This window comes from Mycobacterium sp. SMC-13 (assembly GCF_045311035.1).
In the GTDB taxonomy this organism is placed as follows: domain Bacteria; phylum Actinomycetota; class Actinomycetes; order Mycobacteriales; family Mycobacteriaceae; genus Mycobacterium.
In genome coordinates this window covers 104,833-122,138 of the sequence record NZ_JBJIAI010000011.1, presented here as the reverse complement: position 1 = coordinate 122,138, position 17,306 = coordinate 104,833, and the positions used below count along the sequence as shown (strand labels likewise).

The following is a 17,306-nucleotide window of genomic DNA, read 5'->3' as shown; positions in this document are numbered from 1 at the left end:
TGCACCCAGCAGATAGGGAATGATCGTCGGGGTGACCGAAGCCGACACCCGTTCAGCACACACCGACCGCACACCCGTCGACTCGGACCCGGAGACACTGCCCGCTGCCACCGCGGATCCGACGGACGGCGCGCTACCCGATGACCGGTACCTCAACCGCGAGCTGAGCTGGCTGGACTTCAACGCCCGGGTGTTGGCGCTCGCCGCCGACCGGTCGCTGCCGTTGTTGGAGCAGGCCAAGTTCCTGGCGATCTTCGCCTCGAATCTCGATGAGTTCTACATGGTCCGGGTGGCCGGGCTGAAGCGCCGTGACGAGACCGGGCTCTCGGTCCGGTCGGCGGACGGGCTGTCGCCGCGCGAGCAACTGCGCCGGATCGGTGAACGCACCCAGCAGATCTCGACCCGACACGCCACGGTGTTCGGAGAGGTGGTGCGCCCGGCACTGGCCGAGCAGGGCATCACGATCGTCAACTGGAGCGAGCTGGACGAGCACGAGCAGTCCAAGCTCTCCACGTATTTCCACGATCAGGTGTTCCCGGTGCTGACGCCGCTGGCCGTCGACCCCGCGCACCCCTTCCCCTTCGTGAGCGGCCTGAGCATCAACCTCGCCATCACCGTGCGCAATCCCGACGACGGCACCCAGCACTTCGCCCGAATCAAGGTGCCGGACAACGTCGATCGGTTCGTGGAGCTGCCCGAGCCGGGCACGACGGGCGACGGCGTGAAGTCGCGCGTGCGGTTCCTGCCGATGGAAGAACTCATCGCGGCGTTCCTGCCGGTGCTGTTCCCCGGGCTGGACATCGTCGAGCACCACGCGTTCCGGATCACCCGCAACGCCGACTTCGAAGTCGAAGAAGATCGCGACGAGGATCTGCTGCAGGCGCTGGAACGCGAGCTGGCGCGCAGGCGGTTCGGCTCACCGGTTCGGCTCGAAGTCGCCACCGACATGACCGAGAACATGCTCGACCTGCTGCTGCGCGAGCTCGACGTGCACCCCGGCGACGTGATCGAAGTTCCTGGACTGCTGGACCTTTCGTCACTGTGGCAGATCTACGGCGTCGACCGGCCCGACCTGAAGGACCGGCCGTTCGTGCCGGCCACGCCCCCGGCGTTCGGCGAGCGGGAGACACCGAAGAGTATCTTCTCGACGCTCCGCGACGGCGACGTCCTGGTGCACCACCCGTACGACTCGTTCTCCACCACGGTGCAGCGTTTCATCGAGCAGGCCGCCGCCGACCCGAATGTGTTGGCCATCAAGCAGACGCTGTACCGCACCTCGGGTGACTCCCCCATCGTCAACGCCCTGATCGACGCCGCCGAGGCCGGCAAGCAGGTGGTGGCGCTGGTGGAGATCAAGGCCCGGTTCGACGAGCAGGCCAACATCAAGTGGGCCCGCGCGCTGGAGCAGGCGGGCGTGCACGTGGTGTACGGGCTCATCGGGCTCAAGACCCATTGCAAGACGGCGTTGGTGGTGCGTCGCGAAGGTTCGACCATCCGCCGCTATTGCCATGTGGGCACGGGCAACTACAACCCGAAAACCGCACGCCTGTACGAAGACGTCGGCCTGCTGACGGCCTCGCCGGAGATCGGCGCCGACCTCACCGACCTGTTCAACTCGCTGACCGGCTACTCACGCAAGGTGTCGTACCGCAACCTGCTGGTCGCTCCGCACAGCGTGCGGCGCGGCATCATCGAGCGCATCGAGCGCGAGATCGAGGCCAAGCGGGCCGGCGGCGACGGCCGCATCCGGATGAAGATGAACGCTCTGGTCGACGAGCAGGTCATCGACGCGCTGTACCGGGCGTCGCAGGCCGGGGTGCGGGTCGAGGTCGTCGTCCGGGGTATCTGCGCGCTGCGTCCGGGCGCCGAGGGCTTCTCCGAGAACATCGTGGTGCGCTCGATTCTCGGCCGCTTCCTTGAGCATTCACGAATTATTCACTTCAACGCCATCAATGAATTCTGGATCGGCAGCGCCGACATGATGCATCGTAATCTCGACCGCCGCGTCGAGGTGATGGCGCAGGTGAAGGACCCGAGACTGACTGAGGAGCTGAGCGGGGTGTTCGATTCCGCGATGGATCCGGCCACCCGATGCTGGGAGCTGGGTCCGGACGGACACTGGACTGCGCTGCCTCGGGAAGGCGAGAAGGTCCGGGATCACCAGGTTTCGATCATGGAGCGGCACCGCACACCGTAGTTTTCGCCCGTAGCCACACACCGCGAAAACCTGATCCCGACAACCACATCCAGGAGCACAGGTGCCGAACAAGACGGCGCACGACACCCGCGCGACGCCGGTGCTGGCAGCCGGGGCGGTGTTGTGGCGCCCCGGCGAGTCCGGAGCGCCGCTGATCGCCGTCGTCCACCGACCGCGCTACGACGACTGGTCGCTGCCCAAGGGCAAGGTGGATCCCGGTGAGACCGAACCGGTTACCGCCGTGCGCGAAATCCTGGAAGAGACCGGGTACGCGTCGGTGCTGGGCCGCCGGCTGGCCTCCGTCAGCTATCCGCTGGAGTACGGCACCAAGAAGGTCCGCTACTGGGCGGCCCGTACGACCGGTGGCGGGTTCACCCCCAATTCAGAGGTGGACAAGCTCGACTGGCTACCGGTGGCCGAGGCCATGCTCCGGCTGCAATACCCGCATGATCGAAAGGTTCTGCGGCGCTTCACCCGTCGGCCCGCCGATACCCGCACCGTGCTGATCGTCCGGCACGCCACCGCCGGCCGCAAGGCCCGGTACAAGGGTGACGACCGGCTGCGGCCGCTCGACAAGAAGGGCCGGGCACAGGCGGAATCGCTTGTCGGCCAACTGCTCGCTTTCGGTGCCAGCGACGTCCACGCGGCGTCGCGGACCCGGTGCCATCAGACCGTCGAGCCGCTGGCGCAGGAACTCGGTGTCCGGGTTCGCGATGAGCCGACGCTGACCGAAGAGGCCTTCGCGGCCGACGCCGATGCGGCACGGAAGCGGGTGCTGAAGATCGCCGCGAAGAGCGACGACGACACGGTCCCCGTCATCTGCACGCAGGGCAAGGTGATCCCGGACCTGATTTCGTGGTGGTGCGAGCGCAGCGGTATCCGGCCCGACAAATCGCGTAATCGCAAGGGCAGCATGTGGGTGATGTCACTGCACGGTGACACGCTCGTCGCCGCGGATCACATCGGCAGCCCGCTGCCGACCAAACGCTAGCGCTCCACACACAGACACGCCGTGGATCGGTTGATCCACGGCGTGTCCGAGTCGGACCTATCGGATAGGGCTTAGCGGCGGCCCTTCTTGGCGGGAGCGGCCTTCTTCGCCGGTGCGGCCTTCTTGGCGGGAGCGGCCTTCTTGGCCGGAGCAGCCTTCTTCGCCGGAGCGGCCTTCTTGGCGGGAGCAGCCTTCTTGGCCGGAGCCGCAGCCTTCTTCGCCGGAGCGGCCTTCTTGGCGGGAGCAGCCTTCTTCGCCGGAGCCGCAGCCTTCTTCGCCGGTGCCGCCTTCTTGGCGGGAGCAGCCTTCTTGGCCGGAGCCTTGGTGGCGGCGGCCTTCTTGGCGGGAGCGGCCTTCTTGGCCGGGGCGGCCTTCTTGGCAGCGCCGCGCTTGGCCGGAGCTGCGGTGGCGCCGCGCTTCACGGCGGGGCCGTCAGCCGAAAGACGCTGCTGGCCAGCAACAACGGCCTTGAACTGAGCGCCCGGGCGGAAAGCCGGAACCGACGTCGGCTTCACCTTGACGGTCTCACCGGTGCGCGGGTTGCGCGCGACGCGGGCGGCGCGGCGACGCTGCTCGAAGACGCCGAAGCCGGTGATGGTGACGCTCTCACCCTTGTGCACGGCGCGCACGATGGTGTCCACGATGTGCTCGACGGCCGCGGTGGCCTGACGACGATCGGTGCCCAACTTTTCTGTCAGGGCATCGATGAGTTCTGCTTTGTTCATCCAAAACCTCCGATTTCAGTGGCCCTGGGTGGACCGACTAATGCACACGGTAAACCCAGTACCCGCCGATTTCCAAGAGCCACGCCCAGTTTCGGGCATAGCTATCGCGGAATTCGGCAATCCGGTTGGCCCACTTGGGAGGTGGTTAACAGGTTTCGAAACGTGGTTGCGGGGGCAGGGATTCGAGCTGCGCCCGAGCGCCGAAATTGCTCCACAGACCCGCTGACGGGGCCTGTGGAGCACCCCGATCAGGCCGGCAGCGTGCGGGGTTTATAGCTCGGCCGAGCCGCTTCGAATGCTTCGATTTCCGGGAGTTTCCGCAGCGTAAGGCCTATATCGTCGAGACCTTCGAGCAGCCGCCACGCGGTGTAATCGTCAATCTTGAAGGGCAGCACGACCGTTCCCGCGGTCAAATTCCGATCTTGAAGATTCACAGTGATTTCCAGCCCCGGATTCTGCTCGAGGAGCTTCCAGAGCAGTTCCACATCGTCCTGCGCGACCTCCGCGGCGAGCAATCCGGCCTTGCCAGAATTTCCCCGAAAAATATCTGCGAACCGTGACGAGATGACGACCCGGAATCCGTAATCCATCAACGCCCACACCGCGTGTTCGCGCGACGAGCCGGTGCCGAAATCGGGTCCGGCGACCAGAACCGAGCCGCGATCGAACGGCGGGAGGTTGAGGATGAAGGACGGATCGGTGCGCCAGCCGGCGAACAGCCCGTCCTCGAAACCCGTTCGGGTGACCCGCTTCAGGTACACCGCGGGGATGATCTGGTCGGTGTCGACATTCGACCGGCGCAGCGGAACGCCGATTCCGGTGTGGGTGTGGAAAGCCTCCATTACAGTGCGCTCCTAGCTCAGATCAGCGGGTGAGGACAGGGTTCCGCGCACCGCGGTGGCGGCGGCGACGGCGGGAGACACCAGGTGGGTGCGGCCGCCCTTGCCTTGGCGGCCTTCGAAATTCCGGTTGGATGTCGAGGCGCTGCGCTCCCCCGGAGCCAGCTGATCGGGGTTCATACCCAGGCACATCGAGCATCCGGCCTGCCGCCATTCGGCGCCGGCGGCGGTGAAAACCTCGCCCAGACCCTCGGATTCGGCCTGCGCGCGGACGGCCATCGATCCTGGCACAACCAGCATCCGCACACCGTCGGCGACCTTGCGGCCACGCAGGATGTCGGCCACCACGCGCAGATCCTCGATCCGGCCGTTGGTGCAGGAACCGACGAACACGGTATCCACCGCGATGTCCCGCATGGGCATATTGGCCCGAAGGTCCATATAGGCCAACGCTTTTTCGGCGGCCAGCCGGTCGCCCTCATCGAACATCTGTTCTGGGTCAGGGACATTCGCGGACAGCGGCACGCCCTGTCCGGGGTTGGTGCCCCAGGTGACGAACGGGCTCAGAGTGGCCGCGTCGATGTGCACCTCGGTGTCGAATTCGGCACCCTCGTCAGTACGTAACGCCGTCCAGGCCGCCACGGCCGCGTCCCAATCCGCCCCCTGCGGCGCGTGCGGGCGGCCCTTGAGGAACTCGAACGTCGTCTCGTCGGGCGCCACCATGCCGGCCCGGGCACCCGCTTCGATGCTCATGTTGCAGATCGTCATGCGGCCTTCCATCGACAGCGATTCGATGGCGCTGCCGCGGTATTCGATGACGTGGCCCTGTCCGCCGCCGGTACCGATCTTGGCGATCACCGCGAGAATGATGTCCTTGGCACTGACGCCGGGCGGCAGTTCGCCGTCGACATTGACCGCCATGGTCTTGAACGGCTTGAGCGGCAACGTCTGGGTCGCCAGCACATGCTCGACCTCGGAGGTGCCGATGCCCATCGCGATGGCGCCGAAGGCACCGTGCGTGGAGGTGTGGCTGTCGCCGCACACCACCGTCATGCCGGGCTGGGTCAGACCCAGCTGCGGTCCGATGATGTGCACGATGCCCTGCTGCGCGTCACCCATCGGGTGCAGGCGGATGCCGAATTCCGCACAGTTGCGCCGCAGCGTCTCAACCTGAGTGCGTGACACGGGATCCGCGATCGGCTTGTCGATGTCGATGGTCGGGACGTTGTGGTCCTCGGTCGCGATGGTGAGATCCGGGCGATGCACGGGACGGCCGGCCAGGCGCAGGCCGTCGAATGCCTGCGGGCTGGTGACCTCGTGCACCAGATGAAGATCTATATAGATGAGATCGGGTTCGCGGGCGGCACCTTCACCGGCACCCTCGACCACCACATGGTCCGCCCAGACCTTCTCCGCCATGGTGCGTGGCTTGTTCGTCATGACTGTGCAGTTCCTTCCGCGATACCCGGGAGGGCTGACCTACCATCCCACAATGCGAGACGTTAGTATCTCCCTGTGAGACAGGATAGCGGCATCGGCGTCCTCGACAAAGCGGTGGGTGTGCTGCATTCAGTGGCCGAGTCACCGTGTGGACTGGCCGAACTGTGCACCCGCACCGGGCTGCCCCGGGCGACCGCCCACCGACTGGCGGCAGGCCTCGAGGTCCACCGACTTCTGGCCCGCGACAACGAGGGACGGTGGCGGCTCGGCCCGGCACTGACCGAACTGGCCGGGCAGGTCAACGATCCGCTGCTGAGCGCGGCGGGCGCGGTGCTCCCCCGGCTGCGCGAGATCACCGGCGAGAGCGTGCAGCTCTACCGCCGGGAAGGCATGGCCCGGGTGTGCGTCATGGCCCTCGAACCACCGTCGGGCCTGCGCGACACCGTGCCGGTCGGCAGCCGGCTGCCCATGACCGCCGGCTCCGGTGCCAAAGTCCTGCTGGCGTACAGCGATCCCGCGACGCAGCAGGCGGTGCTGCCGACGGCGAAGTTCACCGACCGGGTACTGGCGGAGGTCCGCCGGCGCGGTTGGGCACAGAGCGCCGCCGAGCGCGAGCCCGGCGTGGCCAGCGTCTCGGCACCGGTGCGGGACAACCGCGGTGCGGTGATCGCAGCGGTGTCGGTGTCGGGGCCGATCGACCGGATGGGCCGCCGCCCCGGCGTGCGCTGGGCGAGCGATCTGCTGGCCGCGGCCGAAGCGCTCACCCGTCGTCTGTGACACCGATCAGCAAACCTTTGAATCCGCCGCATCCGGTGACGACGGCGGCGCTGATCACCTAAGTTCCTAAGAGGCCCCGGCAGCGCCGGCGGGGAGTACCGCCGTAGGAAAGTAGGTTTCATCGTGTCGCAGCCACCACAGTGGCTGGCAACCGCACGGATGCTGCGCCGCACGGGCTTCGGAACCACCGGAGCCCAGGTGGACGCTGTCGTCAAGCAGGACTGGTCGGGGTATCTCGATTGGGCGCTGAGCCTCGATCCGAACGCCGACCCGGGTGCCATCGCGACCCCGATGCCGAAATCCCCCATCCCGCAGTACCCGCCGTCGGGTGCCTCGGCCACCGAGATCGCCGCATTCGGCCAGGAACTCGTGGCGCGCATGCAGGAACTGTCGGGCTGGTGGTTGCGCCGCATGGCCGCCGTGCAGCAGCCCATCCACGAGAAGCTGACGCTGTTGTGGCACAACCACTTTGCCACCTCGGCAGAGAAGGTCAACGCGGCCCAGTTGATGGGCGAGCAGAACGAGAAGCTGCGCACCCTCAAGCTCGGTGACTTCGGCAGCCTCGCGTGGGCCATGCTCACCGACGGTGCGATGCTGCACTGGCTCGACGGTGACGTGAACACCGCCGCGGCACCCAACGAGAACCTGTCCCGGGAGTTCATGGAGCTCTTCACCATGGGACATGCCAACGGCTACACCGAGATCGACGTCAAAGAGGGCGCCAAGACCCTCACCGGGCGGCACCTGAAGCCCGACGGCGGTACCGTCATCTACGCCGAGCACCACGACGAGTCCGTCAAAACCGTGCTCGGTGTCACCGGCAACCTCACCGACACCGACTTCTGCAACATCGTCCTGCGTCAGCCCGCCTCCGCCACGTTCGTCGCCGGAACGCTCTGGCGCCTGTTGGCTTCGGACCAGCCGGCCTCCCCCGACACCGTGAGCCGCCTGGTCGCCGCCTATGGACCGAACCGGGACCTCAAGGCGCTCACCAAGGCCGTCGTACTCGATCCCGAATTCACCAAGGCCGCCGGCACCGTCGTCAGCACCCCGGTGGAATGGCTGATGGGGATCGTCCGGTCGCTCGCGGTTCCCCTCGACGACGAGCACGTCCTCGCCGACCTCGACCAGGTGCTCCGGGTGATGGGTCAGCGTCCCTTCTATCCACCGGATGTCGGCGGCTGGCCCCGCGGCCAACTCTGGTTGTCGACCAACAGTGCGGCAGCGCGGGTCTGGGCCGCGAACCGGCTGCTGGCGCTCAGCGACATCAGCGCCGTCGAGAAGATGGCGTCGAGCGAGCGGATCGACGGTGTCGGTTATCTGTTCGGCATCGGCGCCTGGTCGGATCGCTCGGCAGCCGCGCTCAAACCCTTGGTCTCCGATCCACACCGGCTGGTGGCAGCGGCCGTCATCACCCCCGAGTACGTGACGTCCTGAAGAGATCCCCATGCCCGAGTTCAATCGCCGCAAATTCCTGATCGCCAGCGCCGGGGCCGGCGCCGCCGGTCTGCTCGGTGGCGTCGCCGCGGTGACGCTGCCGGACCTGCTGCGCGAAGGTCAGGACCGTCCGCTGCAGACCAACCAGGGCATCCTGGTGATCGTCACGCTCTACGGCGGAAACGACGGCCTCAATACCGTTATCCCCTACGCGGACAACGCCTATCACGACGCCCGCCCCGAGCTCGCCTACAAACCCGAGGAAGTGCTGCACCTCGACCCGGCCTTCGGGCTCAATCCCGCGCTCACCGGCATGTCGAAACTGTGGCAGTCCGACAAGCTCGCGATCGTGCGCGGTGTCGGCTACCCGAAGCCCGACCGCAGCCACTTCCGCTCCATGGACATCTGGCAGACCGCCAATCCCGTCGACGCGGTCACCAGCGGCTGGATCGGCCGCTGGCTGGACAGCACCGGCGACGACCCGATCCGGGCCGTCAACATCGGCACGGTGCTGCCGCCCCTGGCGGTCGGCCAAAAGCACGTCGCGGCATCGCTTTCCGACTTCGTGCCGGCCATCCCGCCCGATGTCGCACGCACCCTGGCCGCGCTCAGCGCCGACGATCCGAACGACACCACCGCCATGAGCCAGGTGCGCGAGTCGTACCGGTCCAACCACTCCACCAACAGCCGCTTCGCACCCGTGATCAACGGCCGGCTGCAGACCATCGGTCAGGCCGACAACCAGTTGGCCAGCGACCTCGAGCTGGTGGCCCGCTGCATCCGCGCCGGGGTACCCACGCAGGTGTACATGACGCAGCTGCTGGGCTTCGACACGCATGCCGACGAGCGCGCCCCCCAGCAGGCGTTGCTCAAGACCCTCGACGACGCCCTGACGCCGTTCTTCCACAAGCTCCAGGGCACGCCGTACGGCCGCAACGTCGTGGTGCTGATGTACTCCGAATTCGGGCGGCGGGTCGCGGCCAACGCATCACAGGGCACCGACCACGGCACATCCGGTCCGGTGTTCATCGCGGGCACTCCGGTCAAGGGCGGGTTCTACGGCGACGAGCCGAGCCTGACTGATCTCACCGACGGCGATCTGAAGACCACCGTCGACTTCCGTGACGTTTATCACGAACTGCTCCACGGCACGCTCGGCGCGGATCCGGAGCCGTCGGTCGGCCGCGGACGGCGGGACCTCGGATTCCTGGCCGGCGGCAGGTAACGCCCGCGAGAAAGACAAAACGCCGGACCTGTTGTCAGGTCCGGCGTTCGTACGTACCCCCGATGGGATTCGAACCCACGCTACCGCCGTGAGAGGGCGGCGTCCTAGGCCGCTAGACGACGGGGGCTAGAACTTCCGAGGCGATAGCTTAGCTCAGTTGTGCTGGCTGACCTAATCGCTCCGGCAGCTGGGGTACCAGGACTCGAACCTAGAATGGCTGAACCAGAATCAGCTGTGTTGCCAATTACACCATACCCCATTTGATGCCCATAACCGCAGGTCAGGGGCATCTTCGGACCGAAAACCTCAGCGGATGTTCGCCGCTTTCTGCTTTCCGGGCCGACGAGCAGACTACCAAACAGTTGGCCTTGTCTTTAAATCGCCCGCTCACAGCCCGTTTCGGGCCGCTTGCAACCGCGCCAGACTGCGGTCACGTCCGAGCAGTTCCATCGATTCGAACAGCGGCGGGCTGACGGTCGCGCCGGTCACCGCCACGCGGATGGGACCGAACGCCTTGCGCGGCTTGAGTTCCAGGCCGTCGAGCAGCGACGCTTTGAGCGCGGCCTCGATGTTGGCGGTGTTCCACTCACCGACGCCCGCCAAGGCGCTCAGCGTGGCGTCCAGGACCTCGGCAGCCTCGGGCTTGAGTTCTTTGGCCGCCGACTTCTCGTCGATCACGTAGGCGTCGTCGTTGAAGAACTTCACCAGGTCCCACGCGTCGCCGAGGACGACGATGCGGGTCTGGATCAACTCGGCCGCCGCGGCGAAACCCTTGGCGTCCAATGTGGTGTCGTGGCCATGCTGCTTCAGGAACGCGTCCAGTCGTTTCGCGAAGTCCTCCGGCGCCAGCCGGCGGATGTGCTCGGCGTTGATGGCGTCGGCCTTCTTCTGGTCGAACCGCGCCGGGTTCGAGTTGACGTTGGCCACGTCGAAGGCGGCCACCATCTCGTCGAGGCTGAAGATGTCGTTGTCGTCGGCGATGCCCCAGCCCAACAGCGCCAGGTAGTTCAGCAGGCCCTCTGGGATGAACCCACGGTCCCGATGCAGGAACAGATTGGACTGCGGGTCGCGCTTGGAAAGCTTCTTGTTGCCGTCACCGAGAACGCTTGGCAGATGCGCAAATTGGGGCACCGCATCGGCGACACCGATCCGGATCAGCGCCTGGTACAGCGCGATCTGCCGCGGCGTCGACGGCAGCAGATCCTCGCCGCGCAGCACGTGGGTGATCTTCATCAGCGCGTCGTCGACCGGATTGACCAAGGTGTACAGCGGATCACCACTGGCGCGGGTGATCGCGAAGTCCGGCACCACGCCGGCGGCGAAGGTCGTCTCGCCGCGCACCAGATCAACCCAGGTGATGTCCTCGTCGGGCATCTTGAGGCGCAGCACGGGCTTTCGGCCTTCGGCCTCGAACGCGGCCTTCTGCTCCGGGGTGAGGTCGCGGTCGTAGTTGTCGTAGCCCAGCTTGGGGTTACGGCCGGCCGCCAGGTGCCGGGCCTCGACCTCTTCCGGCGTCGAGTAGGCCTCGTAAACCTCGCCCGCGGCAAGCAGTTTCGCGATCACGTCGCGGTAGAGGTCGCCGCGCTGCGACTGCCGGTACGGCTCGTAGGGGCCACCGACCTCGGGGCCCTCGTCCCAGTTCAGCCCGAGCCAGCGCAGGGCGTCGAGGATCGCGTTGTAGCTCTCCTCGCTGTCGCGCGCGGCATCGGTGTCCTCGATGCGGAAGACGAAGTCGCCGCCGGTGTGGCGCGCGTACGCCCAGTTGAAGAGCGCGGTGCGGACCAGGCCGACGTGCGGCGTGCCGGTCGGCGACGGACAGAAGCGAACCCTGACAGGTGTGGTCACGTTATTTCCCTTTACGCACAACAGGATTGGAGAGGGTGCCGATGCCATCGACGGTGATGCTGACGGTGTCGCCGTCCTCGATGGGGCCGACGCCTTCCGGCGTTCCGGTGAGGATGATGTCGCCGGGCAGCAGCGTCATGACGGCAGAGACCCATTCGATGATGGCGCCGACGTCGTGGAGCAGCAGCGCGGTGTTGCTGTCCTGACGCTTCTCGCCATTCACCTCGGTGCGGATGTCCAGATCGGCCGGGTCCACGGCGGTCTCGATCCACGGGCCGACCGGGCAGAACGTGTCGTGCCCCTTGGCCCGCATCCACTGGCCGTCCTTCTTCTGCTGATCACGTGCCGAGACGTCGTTGGCGATCGTGTAGCCGAGGATGTAGTCCTTGGCCTTGGCGGCCGGGATGTCCTTGCCCGGACGTTCGATGACCACCGCCAGCTCGCCCTCGTGGTGCACCGGGTTGGCGTCTGCGGGCAACTGGATCGGGATGTTCGGCCCGATGATCGCGGTGTTGGGCTTGAGGAAGATCACCGGATCCTCGGGCGGCTCGCTACCCATCTCACGGGCGTGCGCCGCGTAGTTCTTGCCCATGCAGATCACCTTGCTGGCCAGGATCGGCGCCAACAGCCGGACGTCGGCCAGCGGCCAGGAGCGTCCGGTGAAGGTGGGGTTGCGGGACAGGTACTGCTCAGCGATTTCTTTGCAGACCGCATCGGAGTTCGGGTCGCCCTCGATCACCACAAAAGCGACGCCGTCTGGACTGGCAATTCGACCTAGGCGCATCCGCCCAGCCTAGTGAGGCCCGCTGGTCAGCCCGCGAACTGGGCTTGAAGGAACGGGGTGGAGTCGGCCATCGAGGTCAGCACGGTGCTGGAGTGGTCGTCTTCGGGGTAGACGTAGAGCGCCACGTCCTGGCCGTTGGCCTTGAGCTGATCGGCGAACTTCAGGGTCGACGACGGCGGTACGTCACGGTCCTTGAGGCCGACGCCGAGGAAGATCGGCCGGTCGTAGCCCGCGATGGGCGTGCCCATGAAGTCGGCCAGCGCGCCGCGCATGCCCGGTAGCGATGCCAGTGGGGCGGAGAAGAACTGTGGCGGCGTGAGGCCGGCCACCGCCGCGCTCAGTGGTGCGGTGCACAGGGTCTCGGCCTGGTTCGCAGCGGTCAGGCCGGCCGGCGTGAGCACGCTGTTGACGTCCGGGCGGAGCTCCCGGAAGCCGGCGAGGATGTAGGCCGTGTAGGCCGACGCGATGGGACCCAACCCGGGCGGCAGCACCATGTCGGGGCCTGCCGTGATGATGACGTCGTCGATGTTCGCCGGGGTGCCGGTCGCCACGACGCCGCGGTAGTCGAGGCCGCTCCCCTTGCTGAATTCGGTGGCCCACCGTGCGCTCGCGACGGCCGCCGCGCCGCCCTGGGACTGACCGACCAGAGCCCACTTCGGCGACAGCGGCAGGTTCATGTGATGCGCGGCGATCACCGAATCGATGATGGCGTGCGCGGTGGCGACGCTGTTGAGGTAGCTCATCAGACCCGGGGTGCCCAGACCCGTGTAGTCGGATCCGACGACGACGTAACCCTCATTCAGCCAGTGGCTCAGATATTCGTTGTCGCGTGCGCTGCGTGGCTGCGCCGAGGGCGTGCAGTCGTCGCCCAGGCCGACGGTGCCGTGCGCCCAGGCGATGACGGGCCAGCCGCCCGGCGGGGCCTCGCCGGGCGGCACGAACACCACGCCGGTACTGACCGCGGGTGAATTGTGTTGGTCGGTGGTCGAATACAGGATTCGGTAGGCGCGGGCCGCACCGGCGACCGACAGCTCGGGGTTCAGCGGGACGGTCCGGATGAGCCCGCCCGGCGGCGGCACCCGGTCCGCGAATGCCCGGGCGTCCAGGCCCGACCAGTTCGGCGCAGCTGCCGATGCCGTGGGTATCGGTGCCGCCACCAGCATCAGGCCGGCCACGAAGGCCGCCGTCAAACGTGAGAAGTACGCGCGCTGAGCCATGTTGCCGACCCTAGTTGTTTTCATATATTGAGAAATGGATTCATATCTTGAGAAGCCTGGTGGCACCATGAAGCCATGGTCACCAACGTCTCAGCCGTCCGCCGCTGGTCGATGCTGGTGATGGCGCTCGGCTCGACGATGTGCGCCAACGTCTTCATCAACGGCGCCGCCTTTCTGATCCCGACGCTGCACGGCGAGCGCGGCCTCGACCTGTCGCGTGCCGGTCTGGTCTCCGCCATGCCGAGCTTCGGCATGGTCCTGACGCTCATCGCGTGGGGCTGGGTGGTCGACCGGGTCGGCGAACGGTTCGTGCTGACCGTCGGGTCGTTGCTGACCTCGGCGGCGGCGTTCGCGGCGGCGTGGGCCGACTCGTTGGTGGCGGTCGGAGCCTTCCTGTTGTTGGGCGGCATGGCGGCCGCGAGTTCCAATTCCGCGAGCGGCCGGCTGGTGGTCGGCTGGTTCCCGCCCGAGCAACGCGGGCTCGTGATGGGCATCCGCCAGACGGCGCAGCCACTCGGAGTTGGGCTGGGCGCCTTGGTGATTCCGCGCCTGGCCGAGTCGTCAGGGGTATCGGCCGCGCTGTTGTTCCCCGCGATCGCCTGTCTGGTCGCCGCCGTGGTGACCGTCATCGGCGTCATCGATCCGCCCCGGCCGCCCCGATCCTCCGCCCCCGCAACCGATCTGGCCAATCCCTACCGCGGGTCGTCGGTACTGGCGCGCATCCATGCCGTGTCGGTGTTGCTGGTCGCGCCGCAGTGCCTGGTGTGGACCTTCTCGCTGGTGTGGCTGATGACAGCGCACGGCTGGTCGGCCGGCGCGGCGGGCGCGATGGTGACGGTGGCCCAATTGTGCGGTGCCGCAGGGCGAATCGCCGCCGGCCGGTGGTCGGACCTGACCGGTTCGCGGCTGCATCCGGTGCGGGTGATCGCCGTCCTGGCTGGTGCCACCATGGGCCTGCTGGCGCTGTGCGACTACCTGCACTGGCCGGTCGCGGTTTTCCTGATGGTGGTGGCGTCGGTGGTTATCGTGACCGATAACGGGTTGTCCTTCACCGCGATTGCCGAAATCGCCGGGCCGTTCTGGAGTGGCCGGGCGCTGGGTGTGCAGAACACGACGCAATTGCTGACGGCAGGCATCGTGCCGCCGGTGTTCGGCGCCCTGATCGGAGCCTTCGGGTTCCCGGCCGCGTTCGCGGTGTGCGCGCTGTTCCCGGTGCTGGCCGTGCCGTTGGTCCCGGTGGCCGCAGACCCGTTGCGCGCCAAGCCCGTTCCCGCCCCCGCCGAGCATTGAGTGTGCGTCTACGCAGGTCACCACTCGCACTTTGTCTGCGCTGACGCGCAGTCAAAAGCGGCCCGGTCGGCAATAGTCACAGCCGTCACTCCAGTCCCGGTCTGCTTGCTGCATACCCATCTGGGATGCGGTATCGCCGGTGCTATCGGCCCATCTCAAGCCGACCGTGGGACCTGACGAGCCGACACGCCGAAGCGAAGCTCGGCAACCCCCACGCTCGGTGTAGAGACGAAGACCGCCACGTTCACCCCGCACTCCCCTGGTAGCGATCTCGCACTTGAATGATCGATCGACGTCGCGCGGCGGTCAGCAAGTCCGCCGCGCCGAGTCTCATGTCACCGTAAGCCGAATGTGGGGCAACCCCGTTCGCACGTAACAACGGCTCGGCACGCTGCGAAACACTGCCCTTGACCCCGAACCACCCCAGCAGTTCAGTGACCGGGGGCGTGCCGAATCGGCCGATGGAGTGGTTGGCTCGGCAGATCACCCAGGCCACGGTGGCCGCTCCGCGTTCCAACGATGCCTTACGACGGAAGATCGCTGGATCGGCCACCGCAGCACGGCCCAGGAAGCGACGCATCGCCGTCCGGTGCTCGACATCGAAGAGCTCGTCTGCGCAGCGGTCGCACAGGGCCAGCACCGTCTCGACGGCGGGCCGGATGTCGTCGGCTATGCCCGCCCAGTCAAACGGCTCATCGTCCAATGGCTCGTCGGTCAGATTCTGCAACTGGAAATGGCCGCCGACCATCGCGTCCAAGCGCTCGAGCATGATCTCTGCGAAGCTTGGGTCGTCATCGGCGAAGCCGCCGAAGCCCTCCCCCAGCAACCGGGCGGCCAGCGCCGCCGCACCCTGCGGACGATCCGTCCGGATCATCCGCTGAAATTCGCCTTCCCATCTGCCGACGGACGCCAAGGTGTCGGCCGTGAGGGTGGCGCTGATGCCTTGGCGGTGGTGGCCGTAGGCGATGAAGGCACGCAACAGACTGGGTAATTGTGCGAGATAACCCGTATCCGCCACTATCTTTCGCGGAGCCCAATCCACGAGAAGGATCTCTACGTTGACGGGGCTCCACCGGTAGGGGTCACCGGGTCCCCACTCGGTCGCGAACCACAAGATCGAGTCCAGCAGACCGTGCGCATCGGCGGTATCCATGGCGTCACCGAACCGCGAGGCGAAGAAATCGTCGGCGATTGCCGTTCTCTCCTTGTCAGTCCATTCATGACGTTCCGGAACCGCGCCTCCGGCAGGCTGCATCCGGACCAGCCATTCGACCAGTGGCCGGCACATGGGCCAGGAATCGGATTCCGGTGGCGGGAACAGTCGCGAACCGTGGTCGATAGCCTTCTCGACTATCGCCCGCGCGTCGGCCGGATGGAACCGCGAGAGTGTCTGCCCGTCTCCAATCGACGGTTGCAGCTGCCGCAGCACGACTGAGATCGCTTCCGGAATGACGAACGCGTCTTTGACCACCGTGCCCATGTTGTGGTCCACATAAACCAGCGCCGTCAACTGCCGGCCGCCGGGGAGCGTCGCGCCGAAGAAATAGTCGTCACCGTCACCGAGAACGTGCGTCAGGAACCACACTTCCGGGTCGGCGCGGGTATCCGCCAGCGCGCCAAGCCAATTCGGCAACGGTTGGCGGCGTGTAGTCAATTCGCGATCAATACGCGCCGCGATCTCCTGGTCGGGCACCATCTCGCGGATGACAGTCAGCGCGGCCGTGGTCTGCGCGAAAGAGGTACCGATCAGCGAGTCGACCAGCGCGTCGAGACTCGGGCCATCGTCATCGCGAGCCCAAGGATTGCGAGATCGTGGGTCGGTGGCAGTGATCAGCCCACTCACGAGTTCGAGCAGTGCCAGCGGCTGGTCAGAGCGCAGAGCAGACCGCAACGCCTGGAACAGCGGCTGGTCCTCAGGTCTGATCGAAGGCGGAGTCGGCACCGACCGAAGGTGACGCTTGGGTTGCTTGCCACGTGCGGACTTGGACATACCGGCCAGCGTAGGTTGTTGCCAACGGACGGAGGGTGAGCGAATCGCTCCTCGCTTACGGATTGGTATCGGATCGGGCTCGAAACCACGGGTCCGGAAGGTGTCACGGTGGCGCCAAGCCGGTCAAGGCCACCGGGCACCCATACAAGCTCATCTTCGGGCGCCGGAACATCGGAGACGCTACTTGGCGTCGATCGGCGCCCACCCAATGGAATGAACCCAGTTCAGTCGCGCTCACTCAAGACTTCGGCCACCAACTCCGCTGCCGACATACCCAATGCATCGCTGAGCGCCACCAACGTTGATAACCGCGGATTGGCCGGGCGCTTGGTCTTTCGGTTGCTGATGCCGCTTTCCAGCAGCTGGTAGTGATTCCGGCTGATACCGCTGGCTTCAGCCAGGGCTTCTTGAGTGAGTCCACGCTCCTCCCGGAGCCCCGCCAACCGTCGACCGAGAGCACCAGCGAGCTTTCGCTCGATCTCGGACTGCGGCACCCCTGCAATCTGCCGATACGCCATTCCGGCGTCGACCATCTATAGATGGCGTAAT

At 66.5% G+C, this 17,306-nt stretch carries 14 protein-coding genes and 2 tRNA genes; 6 read left to right on the top strand and 10 right to left on the bottom strand.

The annotated features are described in order from the left end of the window. The first annotated feature begins 31 nt into the window (after positions 1-31). Positions 32-2,197: an RNA degradosome polyphosphate kinase gene (locus ACJH6I_RS17760; RefSeq protein WP_406784348.1), complete on the top strand. Its 2,166-nt coding sequence runs from the start codon at positions 32-34 to the stop codon at positions 2,195-2,197. Between the two features lie 61 nt (positions 2,198-2,258). Then, positions 2,259-3,188 carry an NUDIX hydrolase gene (locus ACJH6I_RS17755; protein WP_318985948.1) on the top strand — a complete coding sequence of 310 codons (930 nt, stop codon included), beginning with the start codon at positions 2,259-2,261 and terminating at the stop codon, positions 3,186-3,188. Positions 3,189-3,259: 71 nt separating this feature from the next. Here ACJH6I_RS17755 and ACJH6I_RS17750 read toward each other — a convergent pair whose 3' ends face one another. The 3 genes from ACJH6I_RS17750 to leuC all read right to left on the bottom strand — a co-directional run bounded on the left by ACJH6I_RS17750 (position 3,260) and on the right by leuC (position 6,192). After that, the gene (locus ACJH6I_RS17750; RefSeq protein WP_267325664.1) at positions 3,260-3,913 is read right to left on the bottom strand and encodes an HU family DNA-binding protein; all 654 of its coding nucleotides are present in this window, start codon (positions 3,911-3,913) and stop codon (positions 3,260-3,262) included. A gap of 248 nt (positions 3,914-4,161) precedes the next feature. Beyond that, positions 4,162-4,755 (bottom strand): 3-isopropylmalate dehydratase small subunit, encoded by a 594-nt coding sequence (leuD, locus tag ACJH6I_RS17745; protein WP_212811933.1) that lies wholly within the window; start codon positions 4,753-4,755, stop codon positions 4,162-4,164. Positions 4,756-4,767: 12 nt separating this feature from the next. Beyond that, the gene (gene leuC / locus ACJH6I_RS17740) at positions 4,768-6,192 is read right to left on the bottom strand and encodes a 3-isopropylmalate dehydratase large subunit (protein WP_212811934.1); all 1,425 of its coding nucleotides are present in this window, start codon (positions 6,190-6,192) and stop codon (positions 4,768-4,770) included. Between the two features lie 75 nt (positions 6,193-6,267). Between leuC and ACJH6I_RS17735 the strand changes: the two genes are divergently transcribed. From ACJH6I_RS17735 to ACJH6I_RS17725, 3 genes are all read left to right on the top strand, one after another. Then, the gene (locus ACJH6I_RS17735) at positions 6,268-6,969 is read left to right on the top strand and encodes an IclR family transcriptional regulator (protein WP_029105769.1); all 702 of its coding nucleotides are present in this window, start codon (positions 6,268-6,270) and stop codon (positions 6,967-6,969) included. Positions 6,970-7,092: 123 nt separating this feature from the next. Continuing rightward, positions 7,093-8,406: a DUF1800 domain-containing protein gene (locus tag ACJH6I_RS17730; protein ID WP_318985947.1), complete on the top strand. Its 1,314-nt coding sequence runs from the start codon at positions 7,093-7,095 to the stop codon at positions 8,404-8,406. A 10-nt stretch (positions 8,407-8,416) separates the two neighbouring features. Then, positions 8,417-9,631, top strand: a complete 1,215-nt coding sequence (locus tag ACJH6I_RS17725; RefSeq protein WP_293020774.1) for a DUF1501 domain-containing protein — start codon at positions 8,417-8,419, stop codon at positions 9,629-9,631. A 54-nt stretch (positions 9,632-9,685) separates the two neighbouring features. Here ACJH6I_RS17725 and ACJH6I_RS17720 read toward each other — a convergent pair. The 5 genes from ACJH6I_RS17720 to ACJH6I_RS17700 all read right to left on the bottom strand — a co-directional run bounded on the left by ACJH6I_RS17720 (position 9,686) and on the right by ACJH6I_RS17700 (position 13,423). Beyond that, positions 9,686-9,758: transfer RNA gene (locus ACJH6I_RS17720), tRNA-Glu, on the bottom strand. A 60-nt stretch (positions 9,759-9,818) separates the two neighbouring features. Continuing rightward, positions 9,819-9,890, bottom strand: a tRNA-Gln gene (locus ACJH6I_RS17715). A 128-nt stretch (positions 9,891-10,018) separates the two neighbouring features. Continuing rightward, positions 10,019-11,524, bottom strand: a complete 1,506-nt coding sequence (gene gltX / locus ACJH6I_RS17710) for a glutamate--tRNA ligase (RefSeq protein WP_318985946.1) — start codon at positions 11,522-11,524, stop codon at positions 10,019-10,021. Next, positions 11,478-12,260, bottom strand: coding sequence for a fumarylacetoacetate hydrolase family protein (locus ACJH6I_RS17705; RefSeq protein WP_061001004.1), 783 nt, complete (start codon positions 12,258-12,260; stop codon positions 11,478-11,480). Before ACJH6I_RS17705 ends, gltX begins: the two co-directional genes overlap by 47 nt. A 26-nt stretch (positions 12,261-12,286) precedes the next feature. Then, positions 12,287-13,423 (bottom strand): prolyl oligopeptidase family serine peptidase, encoded by a 1,137-nt coding sequence (locus tag ACJH6I_RS17700; RefSeq protein ID WP_226522120.1) that lies wholly within the window; start codon positions 13,421-13,423, stop codon positions 12,287-12,289. A 129-nt stretch (positions 13,424-13,552) separates the two neighbouring features. Between ACJH6I_RS17700 and ACJH6I_RS17695 the strand changes: the two genes are divergently transcribed. Continuing rightward, complete coding sequence (locus ACJH6I_RS17695; protein WP_226521560.1) at positions 13,553-14,767, top strand: MFS transporter; 1,215 nt, start codon at positions 13,553-13,555, stop codon at positions 14,765-14,767. 244 nt (positions 14,768-15,011) lie between these two features. Here the strand turns inward: ACJH6I_RS17695 and ACJH6I_RS17690 are convergent, their stop codons facing one another. Both ACJH6I_RS17690 and ACJH6I_RS17685 read right to left on the bottom strand, forming a co-directional pair. Next, positions 15,012-16,463, bottom strand: coding sequence for a hypothetical protein (locus ACJH6I_RS17690; RefSeq protein WP_226521559.1), 1,452 nt, complete (start codon positions 16,461-16,463; stop codon positions 15,012-15,014). Positions 16,464-16,981: 518 nt separating this feature from the next. Further along, positions 16,982-17,290 (bottom strand): helix-turn-helix domain-containing protein, encoded by a 309-nt coding sequence (locus tag ACJH6I_RS17685; protein ID WP_082761789.1) that lies wholly within the window; start codon positions 17,288-17,290, stop codon positions 16,982-16,984. Positions 17,291-17,306: the final 16 nt, after the last annotated feature.